General features: G+C 73.9%; 10 protein-coding genes. 7 read left to right on the top strand and 3 right to left on the bottom strand.

The features are described 5' to 3' along the window. Positions 1–76 precede the first annotated feature (76 nt). Entirely contained in the window at positions 77–1,591 is a 1,515-nt protein-coding gene (locus ACF061_RS37040) for a hypothetical protein (RefSeq protein WP_392271419.1), read from the bottom strand. A gap of 302 nt (positions 1,592–1,893) precedes the next feature. On the opposite strand from ACF061_RS37040, the gene ACF061_RS37035 reads away from it, so the two are divergent. Further along, positions 1,894–2,391 (top strand): MSMEG_6728 family protein, encoded by a 498-nt coding sequence (locus ACF061_RS37035; RefSeq protein WP_392271418.1) that lies wholly within the window; start codon positions 1,894–1,896, stop codon positions 2,389–2,391. 96 nt (positions 2,392–2,487) lie between these two features. On the opposite strand, the gene ACF061_RS37030 is transcribed toward ACF061_RS37035, so the two are convergent. Then, positions 2,488–3,297: an SDR family NAD(P)-dependent oxidoreductase gene (locus ACF061_RS37030; protein WP_392271417.1), complete on the bottom strand. Its 810-nt coding sequence runs from the start codon at positions 3,295–3,297 to the stop codon at positions 2,488–2,490. A 113-nt stretch (positions 3,298–3,410) separates the two neighbouring features. On the opposite strand from ACF061_RS37030, the gene ACF061_RS37025 reads away from it, so the two are divergent. Together ACF061_RS37025 and ACF061_RS37020 are read left to right on the top strand one after the other, a co-directional pair. Continuing rightward, positions 3,411–4,484 carry a YihY/virulence factor BrkB family protein gene (locus ACF061_RS37025; protein WP_392271416.1) on the top strand — a complete coding sequence of 358 codons (1,074 nt, stop codon included), beginning with the start codon at positions 3,411–3,413 and terminating at the stop codon, positions 4,482–4,484. A 69-nt stretch (positions 4,485–4,553) separates the two neighbouring features. Further along, positions 4,554–4,928, top strand: coding sequence for a DUF488 domain-containing protein (locus ACF061_RS37020; protein WP_392271415.1), 375 nt, complete (start codon positions 4,554–4,556; stop codon positions 4,926–4,928). Between the two features lie 118 nt (positions 4,929–5,046). Here the strand turns inward: ACF061_RS37020 and ACF061_RS37015 are convergent, their stop codons facing one another. Continuing rightward, complete coding sequence (locus ACF061_RS37015) at positions 5,047–6,369, bottom strand: PP2C family protein-serine/threonine phosphatase (protein WP_392271414.1); 1,323 nt, start codon at positions 6,367–6,369, stop codon at positions 5,047–5,049. A 424-nt stretch (positions 6,370–6,793) separates the two neighbouring features. Between ACF061_RS37015 and ACF061_RS37010 the strand changes: the two genes are divergently transcribed. The 4 genes from ACF061_RS37010 to narI are packed head-to-tail and all read left to right on the top strand — an operon-like array spanning position 6,794 to position 13,540. Continuing rightward, a complete protein-coding gene (locus ACF061_RS37010) occupies positions 6,794–10,456 on the top strand; it encodes a nitrate reductase subunit alpha (protein WP_392271422.1) in 3,663 nt (1,220 codons plus the stop codon). After that, the gene (gene narH, locus ACF061_RS37005) at positions 10,453–12,135 is read left to right on the top strand and encodes a nitrate reductase subunit beta (protein ID WP_392271413.1); all 1,683 of its coding nucleotides are present in this window, start codon (positions 10,453–10,455) and stop codon (positions 12,133–12,135) included. The genes ACF061_RS37010 and narH overlap by 4 nt, the downstream gene beginning before the upstream one ends. After that, positions 12,132–12,800: a nitrate reductase molybdenum cofactor assembly chaperone gene (gene narJ, locus ACF061_RS37000; RefSeq protein ID WP_392271412.1), complete on the top strand. Its 669-nt coding sequence runs from the start codon at positions 12,132–12,134 to the stop codon at positions 12,798–12,800. The genes narH and narJ overlap by 4 nt, the downstream gene beginning before the upstream one ends. Next, the gene (narI, locus tag ACF061_RS36995) at positions 12,797–13,540 is read left to right on the top strand and encodes a respiratory nitrate reductase subunit gamma (protein ID WP_392271411.1); all 744 of its coding nucleotides are present in this window, start codon (positions 12,797–12,799) and stop codon (positions 13,538–13,540) included. Before narJ ends, narI begins: the two co-directional genes overlap by 4 nt. The last annotated feature ends 68 nt before the right edge of the window (positions 13,541–13,608 follow it).

The following is a 13,608-nucleotide window of genomic DNA, read 5'->3' as shown; positions in this document are numbered from 1 at the left end:
TGCGGTCATCTGGGTTGCTGTCCCTCGCTGTGCGTGTTCCGTGGGTGGGGGTGGTGCGCGCTGCGCGCGGCATCCGTCAGGGAGCGGACGCCGCGGGCTCGGGTCCGTCGAGCGGCTCCAGCTCGTCGGGCCGGAAGTAGTGGAAGCGGCCGTACCAGGTGTGCAGTTCGGCCGCCGGGTCGTCGTCGAGGGTGACGGCGAGGTGCACGCTGCCGTCCACGTCGTGGAAGACGGCGGCGACCCGGGCGGTGCGTCCGGCGAGGAACATGTCCTGGACGTCGCCGCCGCGGGCCCGGGGCCGCAGCCGGACCCGGCTGCCGCCGCCCACGCGCACACCGGCCACCGGCACCGTGTCGGTCGTCGGGGACAGACCGTCGTCGCCGCCCTCCTGCCACCAGGCGGGCCGTCCGGCGCCGGCGGCCGCCGGCCCGGCGGCGCCGTCGGCCGGGGCCAGCGAGCGGATGGCGCCGTGCAGGCGGGCGAAGACCTCCGGGGGCATGCTGTCGACCCGGTCGAGGATCTCGGCGGCACGCGGGTCGGTGGCGCGGGCCTCGGCCTTCTCCTCGTCGGTCAGGAGCATCGTGCGCAGCGTGAGGATCTCGTCGATCTCCCCGGCGTCGTGCAGATCGCCGGGGCTCTCCGGAGCGATCCGCGGATGGTCGGGCAGGATGATCGGCGAGGAGAGCAGCGCCGGCCCGGTGCCTTGGCCGGACGCCCACGGCCCGAAGGCTTCGCCGGCCGGCGGTTCGCCGCCGAGGACCGGGAAGGTGAACTCGTTGCGGCACCGGCCCGCCTGTTCCGCCAGCTCGGCGGGCGGGTCGGTCAGCGACACGAACTCCACGCCCTCGCCGCCGACGAGCGTGTGCGTCGCGATGAGCGCCCGGCGCAGCGCCTCCTCGCGCGGGACGCCGGGGTCCGCCGCCCGCCCCGTGTTCTCGGTGCGCACCCGCAGCCGGACCAGGTTCTCCGCGAGGGGTTCGGCCGTGAGCGTCGTGCTCGCCCGGATCTCCTCCCGTCGCCGTACCACCCGGCCGGCGCCCGAGGGCAACGGGTCGGTCTCCGTCCCGGCCGGCGCGCCGGCCGGCGCGGTGTGCTCCCGCCGGAGCAGGTCGTCCAGGGCCACGGTGAGGCCGGTCTCGCACGGCACCGCCTCGTCGAAGGTGAGGTGCGTGGCGCCGTCGGCCGTCCGCAGCGACCCCACGGGGCGGTGGCCGCCGTCCGGTCCCGCCTCCTCGACCTGCTTGTGCTGCATCTGCAGACAGCGCACCCGCACCCGCAGGACGGCGTCGGGCCGGCGGATCCGCAGCAGGCACTCGGTCCGCTGGTACCAGGAGTCGGCGGAGCCGGAGACGCCGGGCACGACCGGGCCGTCCCGCTCAACCCAGTCGCGGGGCAGCAGCACCCCGAACTGCCACCGGACCCGGTTCTTGGGCGAGGAGCGGCGATAGGGGTAGAGCAGGTAGCCCTCGTACAGGACGGCGTCGGCCACCGCGCTCAGCTGCTCGAAGCCCGCCGGGCCACGGCCGGCGGGGCGGGCGCCGTCCTCGGCGGCGGCGCGGTCAACGCCGTCCTCGGCCACGGCATCGGGCATCCGGACTCCTCGGGTTCGCGTGTGCGCCATCCCTTCCACCGCCGGCACACCGCTCACGCGCCCCGCACCCCTTGGGTCCAGTGGGTTGGGCCGGGCGGCGCAACACCGGGCGCGCGCCGGCGGGAAGACGGAAGACTGCCCGAGGGGACCCGGGCCGGCCCCCTGACGCGGCCCCCGGCGGCGCCTTCGAGCGGGACCCCGGCCGGCCCTTCGGGAACGACCCCGGTGAGAGCCGGCCGGCCCCGGGTACGGGGCCGCCCCGGACCTCCTCGCGCCCCTTCGACCCACCACGGACGGACCCCATGCAGACCTTCCTGCCGTATCCGGGCTTCACCGAGTCCGCGCTGGTGCTCGACAGCCGCCGGCTGGGCAAGCAGCGGGTGGAGGCGTTGCAGGTGCTGCGCGGCCTGACCGTGCCCGGCTACGGATGGCGCCGGCATCCGGCGGTGCGCATGTGGGCCGGTTACGAGGAGGCGCTGGTGCGGTACGGACTGGACGTCTGCCGGGTCTGGCGGGACCACGGCCACCAGGACAGCTGCGCGGCCACGCTCGTCGCCGACCTCGCCGCCCACCGTCCCGGCGCCGCTGTGCGCGGCCAGGAGGAACTGGCGGCCGCGGGCGAGCTGCCGCCCTGGCTCGGCGACGAGGCGCTGCACCTCAGCCACCGCTCGGCACTGGTGCGCAAGGACCCGGACCGGTACGCCCCGCTGTTCCCGGGCGTGCCGGACGACCTGCCGTACGTCTGGCCGGCCTCGGACCGGGACCCGGAACCGCCCGCCGGACACCGGCCGAAACGCTGAGCGCGGGGGCGTACGCCCGCGCGCGCCGGCCGGGCGCCGGGCACGCGCGTCCCCGGGACCCGGCCGGGCGCCGGGCCGGGTCCCGGGGACGCGCGCCTACTCCCGCTCCTCGTCGCCGGCCGTCCCCGGCTCGGCCATCCTGCGGTGCGCGGCGGCCTTGGCGCTGTCGGGCAGCACCTTGGCGGCGGCGCCCTGCGCCTTCGTCCTCAGCGAGCCGGTGACCACCTTCTTCCGGCCCTTCGCCACCGCCTCGTAGGCCTGCTCGGCGACCTGCGCCGGGTCGTCCTTGGCCCCGCTGCCGATCCTGGTGTCGGTCATCCCGGCCCGCCGGAAGAAGTCCGTGTCGGTCGGTCCGGGCATGAACACGGTGACGGCCACCCCGGTGTCCTTCACCTCGTCCTGCAACGCCTGCGCGAAGGACTGCACGAAGGACTTCGAGGCGTTGTAGACCGACTGGAAGGGGCCCGGCATGGCGGCGGCGACGGAGGACGTGAACACCAGGCTGCCCGCGCCCCGGGCCGCCATGTCCCGCAGCAGCGGCTTGGCGAGCCGGACCGTCGAGGTGACGTTCAGGTCGATCACGCAGAGGTCGTCGGCCAGGTCGGTGTCGACGAAGGCGCCACCCCGGCCCACGCCCGCGTTGAGCACGGCCACGTCCACCTCCAGCCCCGTCGTGGCGGCCACCAGGTGGTCCACCCCCGCCGGGTCCCCGAGGTCCGCCCGCACCGCCCGCACCTCCGCGCCGGTCTCCCGCAGCCGCTGCGCGGCGTGGTCGAGACGGTCGTCCTCGGCGTTGACCAGGAGGTCGTACCCGTGCTCGGCGAACTGCCGGGCCAGCTCGTATCCGATCCCGCCGGAAGCCCCGGTCACCAGGGCGAGCGGCCTGCTGTCCTCGTTGGTGTCCATGGGGACGGAGTAACCGCGCACACCGTGCCCAACCGCCCCGGCAGCCGCGACCGGCACCCGCCGTCCCGCATGGAACCGCCTGGCCAGGGCACCTGGAACCGGTGGCGGCCGGGGTGAGCGGAGCCACGGCCGACGGTGTGGGAGAGCGCATGGACGTGCTGGCCCGACTGGATGCCTACCAGCGGCGGCATCGCTGGGCGGGGCTGCCGCTGGCCGTGGTCTACAAGTTCTACGACGACCAGGCCGCGTACCTGGCCGCGCTGCTGACGTACTACGGGTTCCTGGCGCTCTTCCCCCTGCTGCTGTTCCTCGTCGCGGTCCTCAGCGCCGTGCTGAGCAGCAGCCCGCACCTGCAACAGGCGGTGCTGCACTCGGCCCTGAGCGAGTTCCCGGTGATCGGGGATCAGATAGGCAGCAACATCCACTCCTTCCACGGCAGCGCCGTCGCCGTCGCGGTGGGCGTGGTCGGCAGCGCCTACGGCGCGCTCAACGTGGCGCAGGCCGCCCAGCACGCCCTGAACAAGATCTTCGCGGTGCCCAGGCACGCCCGCCCCGATCCGTTCCACTCGCGCTGGCGGGGCCTGAAGTTCCTGACCCTGCTCGCGCTCGGCCTGTGCGTGGCCACGGCCCTGTCCACCGCCGCGGAGTGGGCGTCGGGGCTGTTCGGCGCCCGGCTCCAGGTCGGTGTGCGCGTCGCCGCCGGGCTGCTGGGCGTCCTGCTGTACGCCGCGCTGCTGGTCGGCAGCTACCGGCTGCTGACCCGGCGCCGGCTGCCGCTGCGGGTGATGTACGGCCCGGCGCTGGGCGCGGCGTGCGCCTGGCAGGGGCTGCTGTGGGGCGGCACGTACTACGTCGACCACGTGCTGCACGGCGCCACCGCGACGTACGGCCTGTTCGGCATCGTGCTCGGCCTGCTGGCGTGGATCTACCTGGGGGCGCTGGTGTACGTCTTCACGGCGGAGATCAGCGCGGTGCGGTGCATGCGGCTGTGGCCCCGCAGCCTGCTCAGCCCGTTCACCGACCGCGTCCACCTGACCGCCGGCGACCAGCGGGCCTACCGTTCCTACGCGGCCACGGAGTCCTTCAAGGGCTTCCAGAAGATCACCGTCCACTTCGACCCGCCGCCGCACGCCGACGCCGGCGACAGACCGGACTCCGGGGACCCGGACCCCGGCTGTCCGTCCTAGGGCCGCGACAGGGCGGACGCGGCCCGTCGCACCGCCCGTTCCCGTCCGAACGACACGGAAGGCACCCTCATGGCCAAGCAGATCACCTACCGCCGCGTCTACGAGGACACCTCGCCGCAGGACGGCAAGCGCGTGCTCGTCGACCGGGTCTGGCCGCGCGGGATGCGCAAGGAGGACGCCCACCTGGACGAGTGGCTGCGCGACGTCGCCCCCTCCAGCGACCTGCGCCGCTGGTACGGCCACGAGCCCGGCCGGTTCGCCGAGTTCCGCCGGCGCTACCTCGCCGAGCTGCGCGACGCCGGGCACCGGGAGGCGGCCGGCCGGCTGCGCGACCTCGCCGCCCACGACCGGCTCACGCTGCTGACCGCGACCAAGGACGTGGACCACAGCCAGGCCGCCGTCCTGGCCGAGTGGCTCGGCGACGGCAAGCGCTCGGACGGCTGAGCCGGGGGAGCGGCCGGCCCGCCGGGACCGGGGCGCAGGCCGGTCGGAACCGGGCCCGAGGACCGGCGGTCCGCCGACCGGGCCCGACGGCGACCGCTCCGGGAGCCGGGCGAGCCGGCTACGCCGCCGCCCCGTCCGACGGCACCCGCAGCGCCAGCAGGGCCACGTCGTCGTCGTACACGGGCTCCCCGTCGACCAGCGTGTCGCACAGCCGGCGCAGCGGGGCCGCGGAGAGCCCGGAGGCGCGCTCGGCCAGGTCCCGCAACCCGACGTCGATGTCCTGCCGGCGGCGTTCGATCAGGCCGTCGGTGAACATCAGCAGGGTGCTTCCCGCGGGCAGCGGGTGGCGGTGGTCGGGGCGGGGCAGCGCCGGATCGACGCCGACGGGGATGCCGTGCGGCTCCGGAGCCAGCCGGTGCACCGCCCCGTCGGCCATGAGCAGCAGCGGCGGCGGATGCCCGGCGTTGGTCCAGTGCACCGTGTACCCGGCGTCCGGCCCGCCCTCGATCCGGGCCGCCACCAGCGTGGCCGCCGTGGGGTCGCCGAACCGGGCCAGCACGCGGTCCAGCTTCCGCACGATCAGGCTCGGCGGCCCGCCCCGGTCGCACGCCAGGGCCCGCAGCATGTTGCGGATCTGCCCCATCATCGGCGCCGCCTCGACATCGTGCCCGGTGACGTCGCCGACGACCACGAAGACCGCCCCGTCCGGCAGGACCATGGCGTCGTACCAGTCCCCGCCCAGCCGGGGCACCTCGGACGCCGGCTGGTAGCGGGCCGCCACCCGCAGGGGGCCCAGATCGGGCAGGACGGGCAGCAGCCGGCGCTGGAACTGCTCGGCGGTCCGCTTGAGGTGTTCGTACAGGCGGGTGTTCTCGATGCTGACGCTCGCGGCGCTGGCCAGCGCGGCCAGCAGCGCCTCGTCGTCGTCGCTGAACGAGGTGCCGTCCAGCTTGTCGGCCAGGTAGAGGTTGCCGTAGACCGTGCCGCGCACCGTCAGGGGCACTCCGAGCAGCGTCTTCATCACCGGGTGGTCGGGCGGGAAGCCCACCGAGCGGGGGTCCGCCCCGATGTCGTCGACCCGCAGGGGCCTGCGCTCCGTGATCAGGGTGCCCAGCAGGCCGTGGCTCTGCGGCAGGCCGGAGGCGGCCAGGAGCCGCTCCGCGTCCACACCGACGGTGAGCAGGTCGACGAAGTCGCCGCCCTCCCCGAGCACCCCCAGGGCGCCGTAGCGGGCGGCGACGAGGTCGGTGCCCGCGTCCACGATGTGCTGGAGCACGGTCCGGGTGTCCATGTCGGCGCTGATGGCCACCACCGCGTCCAGCAGTCGGCGGAGCCGGCGTTGGCCGAAGGCCAGGTGCCGGACCTGTGCGCTGAGCTCCGCGAAGGCCCCGCTCTCCTCGGCCGCCGCCTCCGGTTCCGGCCGCCGCGGTTCGTCCGCCATGCCAGCACCTCCCGCCAGGACCGAACCGGTCCCACCGCCCCAGTGCCCCGGCACGGACAACCTACGCCCGCCACGGGACGCCGGCCCCCGGCCCGGCCGTCGTCCCCCGCCGGCAGGCCCTCGGCCTCACGACCGGGCCCGATCGTTTCGCGCGTTTCGCGCGCCCTGCCGGCAGGCCCCCGGCCCCGCGACCGGGCCCGGCCGATTCGCGTTCGCGCGATCGGCCGCTTGCGGCGACGGTGGCGGGCGGCGAAGACTGGCCATGGCCGGTTCCGTCCCCGCCCCGCGAGGCCGGGGGGACCGGCTGTTCCGCGGTCCCGCGGGCCCCTTCCACCGTATGCGGCCCGGCGGGTCGGACGCGTCATGGCGCAAGAAAGGCGAGGGTGTGAGCACCGACCGCTCTGGTGAGGCGCTCGAGCGACTGATGCGTTCGGCGCAGTACTTCTTCCCCGGGGAGCAGTCGCCCGACCGGCGGATCCTGTACCGGGACGGAGGACGGGCGGCGGAGGAGTTCTACCGGGAGAGATGGCGGCACGACCGGGAGGTGCGCTCCACCCACGGGGTGAACTGCACGGGCTCCTGCTCCTGGCGGGTGTTCGTCAAGGACGGCATCATCACCTGGGAGACTCAGGCGACCGACTATCCGACCGTGGGTCCCGACTCGCCCGAGTACGAGCCCCGGGGCTGCCCGCGGGGCGCGTCGTTCTCCTGGTACACCTACTCGCCCACCCGGATCCGCTACCCCTATGTCCGCGCACCCCTGCTGGAGCTGTGGCGGCGGGCCCGCGCCCGGACCGCCGACCCCGTCGACGCGTGGGAGTGGCTGACCTCCGACCCCGAGCGGTGCGCCACGTACAAACGCGCCCGCGGCAAGGGCGGCTTCGTGCGCTGCACCTGGCAGGAGGTCACCGAGCTGGTGGCGGCTGCGCAGGTGCACACGGTCAAGCGGTACGGGCCCGACCGCATCGTCGGCTTCTCGCCGATCCCGGCGATGTCGATGGCCTCGTACGCGGCGGGCACCCGCTACCTGTCGATGATCGGCGGGACGATCTCCTCGTTCTACGACTGGTACGCCGACCTGCCGATGGCCTCGCCGCAGGTGTTCGGCGACCAGACCGACGTACCGGAGTCCGGCGACTGGTGGAACGCCGGCTACCTGATCGTGTGGGGCACCAACCTGCCGATCACCCGCACCCCCGACGCCCACTTCATGACCGAGGCCCGCTACCGGGGGCAGAAGGTCGTGGTGGTCTCCCCGGACTACGGGGACCACACCAAGTTCGCCGACGACTGGCTCGCGGCGGCCCCCGGCACCGACGGCGCGCTCGCCATGGCCATGGGGCACGTGATCCTCACCGAGTTCCACCGCGACCGGCCGGTGCCCCGCTTCACCGAGTACGCCAAGACCTACACCGACCTGCCGTTCCTGGTCCGGCTGCGCGAGCGCGAGGGGGCGGCCGGGGCGTACGTGCCCGACAAGTTCCTCACCGCCGCCGACCTGCCCGGCCGGGGCGACGAGGAGGCGGCCGAGTTCAAGACCGTGCTGCTGGACGCGGACACCGGCGAACCGGTCGTGCCCAACGGCTCGCTCGGCTTCCGCTGGACGTCCCGGGAGGGCGAGCCCCGCTGGAACCTGCGGCTCGACGGCGTCGACCCGCTGCTCTCCCTGCACGCCCGGCCGGGCGGCGAGGCGGTGGCGGTGGACCTGCCGCGCTTCGACACCGGGCCTGGGGAGTCCGGCGGCGTGGTGCGGCGCGGGGTGCCGGCGACCCGGATCGGCCGCCACCTGGTGACGACGGTGTACGACCTGGTCCTCGCCCAGTACGCGGTGGCGCGCGAGGGCCTGCCCGGCGAGTGGCCCACCGGGTACGACGACGCGAGCGTGCCCTGCACCCCGGCCTGGCAGGAGGCCCTGACCTCGGTGCCGGCCGAGGCCGCCGCCCGGGTGGCCCGGGAGTTCGCGCGCAACGCCGAGCGCACCGGCGGCCGGTCCATGATCGCGATGGGCGCCGGCACCAACCACTGGTTCCACTCCGACCAGATCTACCGGGCGTTCCTGTCGCTGGTGATGCTGACCGGCAGCCAGGGCGTCAACGGCGGCGGCTGGGCGCACTACGTCGGCCAGGAGAAGGTGCGCCCGCTCACCGGCTGGTTCCACCTCGCCTTCGGCATGGACTGGCAGCGCCCCACCCGGCACATGGTGGGCACCCCGCTGTTCTGGCTGGCCACCGACCAGTGGCGCTACGAGGCGTTCCCCGCCGACGTGCTCACCAGCCCGGTCGGCCGGGGCCGGCCGGCGGGCCGCACCCTGCCGGACTGCAACGCGCTCGCCGCGCGCCTGGGCTGGATGCCCTCCCACCCGGCGTTCGACCGCAACCCGCTGGACGTGTGCGACGACGCCCAGCGGGCCGGCAAGGAGGTCGCCGACCACGTCGTCGACGAACTCAAGGCCGGCCGGCTGCGGTTCGCCGCCGAGGACCCCGACGACCCGGCCAACTTCCCCCGGGTGCTGCTCATCTGGCGCGCGAACCTCTTCGCGTCCTCGATGAAGGGCCACGAGTACATGCTCCGGCACCTGCTGGGCACCGACGACGCGATGACGGCCGAGGAGACCCCGCCCGGGCTGCGCCCCAGGGACGTCACCTGGCGCGAGCGGGCGCCGGTCGGCAAACTCGACCTGTCGGTGGCCGTCGACTTCCGGATGACCAGCACCTGCCTGTTCTCCGACGTGGTGCTGCCCGCCGCCACCTGGTACGAGAAGCACGACCTGTCCTCCACCGACATGCACCCCTTCGTGCACGCCTTCAGCCCGGCCATCGCACCGCCCTGGCAGACCCGCAGCGACTTCGACATCTTCCACACCGTCGCCGCCGAGTTCTCCCGCCTGGCCGAGACCCACCTCGGAGTGCGCCGGGACGTCGTCGCGGCCCCGCTCGCCCACGACACCCCGGACGAACTGGCCCAGCCGCACGGCCGGGTACGGGACTGGAGGGCCGGCGAGTGCGAACCCGTCCCCGGCGCCACCATGCCCCGGCTGACCGTGATCGAGCGCGACTACACCAAGGTCGCCGAGAAGATGGCCGCCGTGGGACCCCTGCTGGAGACCCTGGGCACCTCCACCAAGGGAGTCACCTGGAAACCGGACGAGGAGATCGCCTACCTGCGCTCCCGCAACGGCACGGTGCGCGGCGGCGTCGCCGACGGGCGGCCCTCCATCGCCCGCGACGACCAGTTCTGCGAGGCGATCCTCGCACTGTCCGGCACCACCAACGGGCGGCTGGCCGTGCGGTCGCTGCGCGCGCTGGAGGAGCGCACCGGGGTCCCGCTCGCCGACCTCGCCGAGGAACGCTCCGGCGACCGCATCACCTTCGAGGACACCCGCACCCAGCCGCGCGCCGTGATCACCTCGGCCGAGTGGTCCGGCACCGAGTCCGGCGGCCGCCGTTACTCGCCGTTCACGGTCAACGTGGAGCGGCTCAAACCCTGGCACACCCTCACCGGCCGCCAGCACTTCTTCCTCGACCACGACTGGATGGCCGAGTTCGGCGAGCAACTGCCCGTCTACCGGCCTCCGTTGAACATGCTCGCCCACGTCGGCGACCCCACCCGCGGCCCGACGGGACACCCGGAGCTCGTGGTGCGCTACCTGACCCCGCACTCGAAGTGGTCCATCCACTCCGAGTACCAGGAGAACCTGCACATGCTCACCCTCTTCCGCGGCGGTCCGGGCATCTGGATGAGCCCCCTGGACGCCGAGCGGATCGGGGTCGCCGACAACGACTGGATCGAGGCGTACAACCGCAACGGCGTGGTCGCCTGCCGGGCCGTGGTCACCCACCGCATGCCCGAGGGCACCGTGTTCATGTACCACACCATGGACCGGCACCTGAACGTGCCGCGCACCGAGACCTCCGGACTGCACGGCGGCGGGGACAACTCCCTGACCCGGCTGTTCATCAAGCCCACCCATCTGATCGGCGGCTACGCCCAGTTCACCTACGGCTTCAACTACATCGGTCCCACCGGGAACCAGCGGGACGAGATCACCGTCATCCGCCGCCGCGCACAGGAGGTCGACTTCAGATGACTGGCGGACCCACTGCCCGGCCCCGCGGCGAACCCGCCGTCGGACGGGTGATGGCCCAGGTGGCCATGGTGATGAACCTCGACAAGTGCATCGGCTGCCACACCTGCTCGGTCACCTGCAAACAGACCTGGACCAACCGGCCGGGAGCCGAGTACGTCTGGTTCAACAACGTCGAGACCAAACCCGGCGCCGGGTACCCGCGCCGCTACGAGGACCAGGAGAAGTGGAAGGGCGGCTGGACCCTGGACCGCCGGGGCAGGCTGAAGCTCAAAGCGGGCGGCCGGGCGCGCAAGCTGCTCACCCTCTTCTACAACCCCGAACTGCCCTCGCTCGACGACTTCTACGAGCCGTGGACGTACGACTACCGGAGCCTGACCACCGCGCCGCTGTCGGACTCCTTCGCCAGCACCCGCCCCAAGTCGCAGCTGACCGGCCGGGACATGCGGCCGGTCCACGGCCCCAACTGGGACGACGACCTCGCCGGCGCCGCCGGGTACGCCGCCGCCGACCCGAACCTCAAGGGCATGGCCGAACGGGTGCGGATGGAGTTCGAGCACACGTTCATGTTCTATCTGCCGCGCATCTGCGAGCACTGCCTCAACCCGTCGTGCGTGGCCTCCTGCCCGTCGGGCGCGATGTACAAGCGCGTGGAGGACGGCATCGTCCTGGTGGACCAGGACCGCTGCCGCGGCTGGCGGTTCTGCGTCTCCGGCTGCCCCTACAAGAAGGTCTACTTCAACCACCGCACCGGCAAGGCCGAGAAGTGCACCTTCTGCTACCCCCGCATCGAGGCCGGACAGCCCACCATCTGCTCCGAGACCTGCGTCGGCCGGCTCCGCCACCTGGGCGTGATGCTCTACGACGCCGACGCCGTCCTCCAAGCCGCCTCCGTCAGGGACGACAAGGACCTCTACGAGGCCCAGCTGTCGGTCTTCCTCGACCCGGAGGACCCGGCGGTGCGGGAGGCGGCCGAACGCGACGGCGTCGCCCACGACTGGATCGAGGCCGCCCGGCGCTCGCCCGTGTACGCCCTCGTCAAGCGGCACCGGGTGGCGCTGCCCCTGCACCCGGAGTACCGCACCATGCCCATGGTCTGGTACGTGCCGCCGCTCTCCCCGGTCGCCGACGCCGTGCACGCCACCGGCTACCACGACGACGACCCCGACCGGATCTTCGCCGCCATCGACGCGCTGCGCATCCCCATGGAGTACCTGGCGAACCTGTTCACCGCCGGGGACACCGCCGTGGTGGAGGGGGTGCTGCGGAAACTGACCGCGATGCGCGCCCACATGCGGGCCAAGCAGCTCGGCGACCCGGCCGACGAGGACCTGCTGCGCGACGCCGGCACCACCGCCGCCGGCGTCGAGGACCTCTACCGGCTGCTCGCCGTCGCCAAGTACGACGAACGCTATGTCATCCCCAAGGTGCACGCCGAGGGATCCGGCGCCCTCCAGGCCCAGCACTGCTCCCTGGACCACCCGGGCGGGGCCGGCGACCCCGGCGCCCATGACGAGGAACGGCTCGGCCCGCTGCCGCCGCCCGCGCTGCCCGGTCTGACGGCGCCGGGCGGCGGCAGCCAGTTCCGCGACGGCGACGGACGAGTCCGCTTCAACCTCCTCGGCTGGAACGGCAGCGGCCCGGCTCCGGGTCTCTTCGGAGCGGACGGAGAGGCCCGGTGAGCCCGCGCCGGTCCGCCGACACCCCCCTCCTGCACCGCGTCGCAGCCGTCCTGCTGCGCTATCCGGACCCCGAGACGCTCGGCTGCCTCGACGACGTGGTCGCGGTGCTCCCGGCCGTCACCGACGCCCGTGACCGGGCCCGGCTCGCCGCCGTCACCGAGCACCTGCGCGGGCTGACCGCGGCCGAGGCCGCCGAGCGGTACGTGGCCACCTTCGACCACAGCCGCCGCCGCTGTCTGCACCTGACCTACTACCGGCACGGCGACACCCGGGCCCGCGGCATGGCGCTGCTCGCCCTGAAGCACCTCTACCGACGGGCCGGGCAGGAACCGCCGGACGGGGAGCTGCCGGACTTCCTGCCGCTGATGCTGGAGTTCGCCGCGCTCGCCCCGGAGCCCGGCCGGCGCGCCCTGATGCAGTGCCGGGCGGGGCTCGAACTGCTGCGGCGGGCGCTCGCCGAGCGCTCCGACCCGTACACGCCGGTGCTGGAGGCGGTGTGCGGACGCCTGCCCCGGCCCGGCCACCGGGAACGCGACGCCTGGCAGCGCCTGGCCGCCGACGGGCCCCCGCGCGAACAGGTGGGCCTGGATCCCTTCGCCCCGCCCGCGTCCATGGCGTCCGCCCACATGGCGCCGGCAGCGACGTCGACCGAAGAGGACCGATGAACTCCTGGGACCTGTGGTGGTGGGTCATCCTGCCCTACCTCGCCCTCGCCGCCTTCGCCGTCGGCCACGTCTGGCGCTGGCGCTACGACCAGTTCGGCTGGACCAGCCGCTCCACGCAACTGCAGGAGAGACGCCTGCTCAAGTGGGGCGGGCCGCTGTTCCACTACGGCACCTTCGCGGCCATCGCCGGACATGTGCTGGGCATCCTGATCCCCGCGTCGTTCACCCGGTGGCTCGGCATCCCCGAGAACACCTACCGCTGGTTCTCCTCCGTCGGCGGCACCGTCGCCGCGCTCGCCGTGATCGCCGGAGTCGCCGTACTGGCCTTCCGGCGCACGACGGTGCCCCGCGTGCGCGCCACCACCAGCCCCGTCGACTGGCTCGCGCTGATCCTGCTGGCGATCGTGATCGTGCTGGGCATCATCCCGACCATGGGCATCAACCTGTTCGGCACGGGCTACGACTACCGGCAGAGCGTGTCCCTCTGGTTCCGCGGCCTGTTCGCCGGGAACCCCGACGTCGCGGCGATCTCCCACGCACCGCTGATCTACCGGGTCCACGCCACCGCCGCCTGGGCCATCCTCGCCGTGTGGCCCTTCACCCGGCTCGTGCACGCCTGGAGCGTTCCGCTGTGGTACCTGTGGCGGCCCTACGTCCTCTACCGCCGCCGCGTCGCCGCCCATCCCACCGAGCCGGGCACCAGCGGACGCCGCTGGCGCCGCATCGGCGTCCGCTACTGACGCGGGCCGGCCCGGACGCCGCCGCCCGTCCCGCGTCGACCGGTACCCGTCCGGCCCCGGACAGCGCC

This window comes from Streptomyces sp. NPDC015220 (assembly GCF_043079345.1).
Lineage (GTDB): Bacteria > Actinomycetota > Actinomycetes > Streptomycetales > Streptomycetaceae > Streptomyces.
Note: the sequence above shows the minus strand (reverse complement) of the source record. Positions and strands in the feature narration are given on the sequence as shown.

What these genes read in the sequence shown, in the direction of transcription:
- ACF061_RS37020 (WP_392271415.1), top strand. Translation starts at nt 4,554, where the DNA reads ATGGCCAAGCAGATCACCTACCGCCGCGTCTACGAGGACACCTCGCCG.
- ACF061_RS37030 (WP_392271417.1), bottom strand. Translation starts at nt 3,297, where the DNA reads ATGGACACCAACGAGGACAGCAGGCCGCTCGCCCTGGTGACCGGGGCT.
- narH (WP_392271413.1), top strand. Translation starts at nt 10,453, where the DNA reads ATGACTGGCGGACCCACTGCCCGGCCCCGCGGCGAACCCGCCGTCGGA.
- ACF061_RS37010 (WP_392271422.1), top strand. Translation starts at nt 6,794, where the DNA reads ATGCGTTCGGCGCAGTACTTCTTCCCCGGGGAGCAGTCGCCCGACCGG.
- ACF061_RS37035 (WP_392271418.1), top strand. Translation starts at nt 1,894, where the DNA reads ATGCAGACCTTCCTGCCGTATCCGGGCTTCACCGAGTCCGCGCTGGTG.
- ACF061_RS37040 (WP_392271419.1), bottom strand. Translation starts at nt 1,591, where the DNA reads ATGCCCGATGCCGTGGCCGAGGACGGCGTTGACCGCGCCGCCGCCGAG.
- ACF061_RS37015 (WP_392271414.1), bottom strand. Translation starts at nt 6,369, where the DNA reads ATGGCGGACGAACCGCGGCGGCCGGAACCGGAGGCGGCGGCCGAGGAG.
- narI (WP_392271411.1), top strand. Translation starts at nt 12,797, where the DNA reads ATGAACTCCTGGGACCTGTGGTGGTGGGTCATCCTGCCCTACCTCGCC.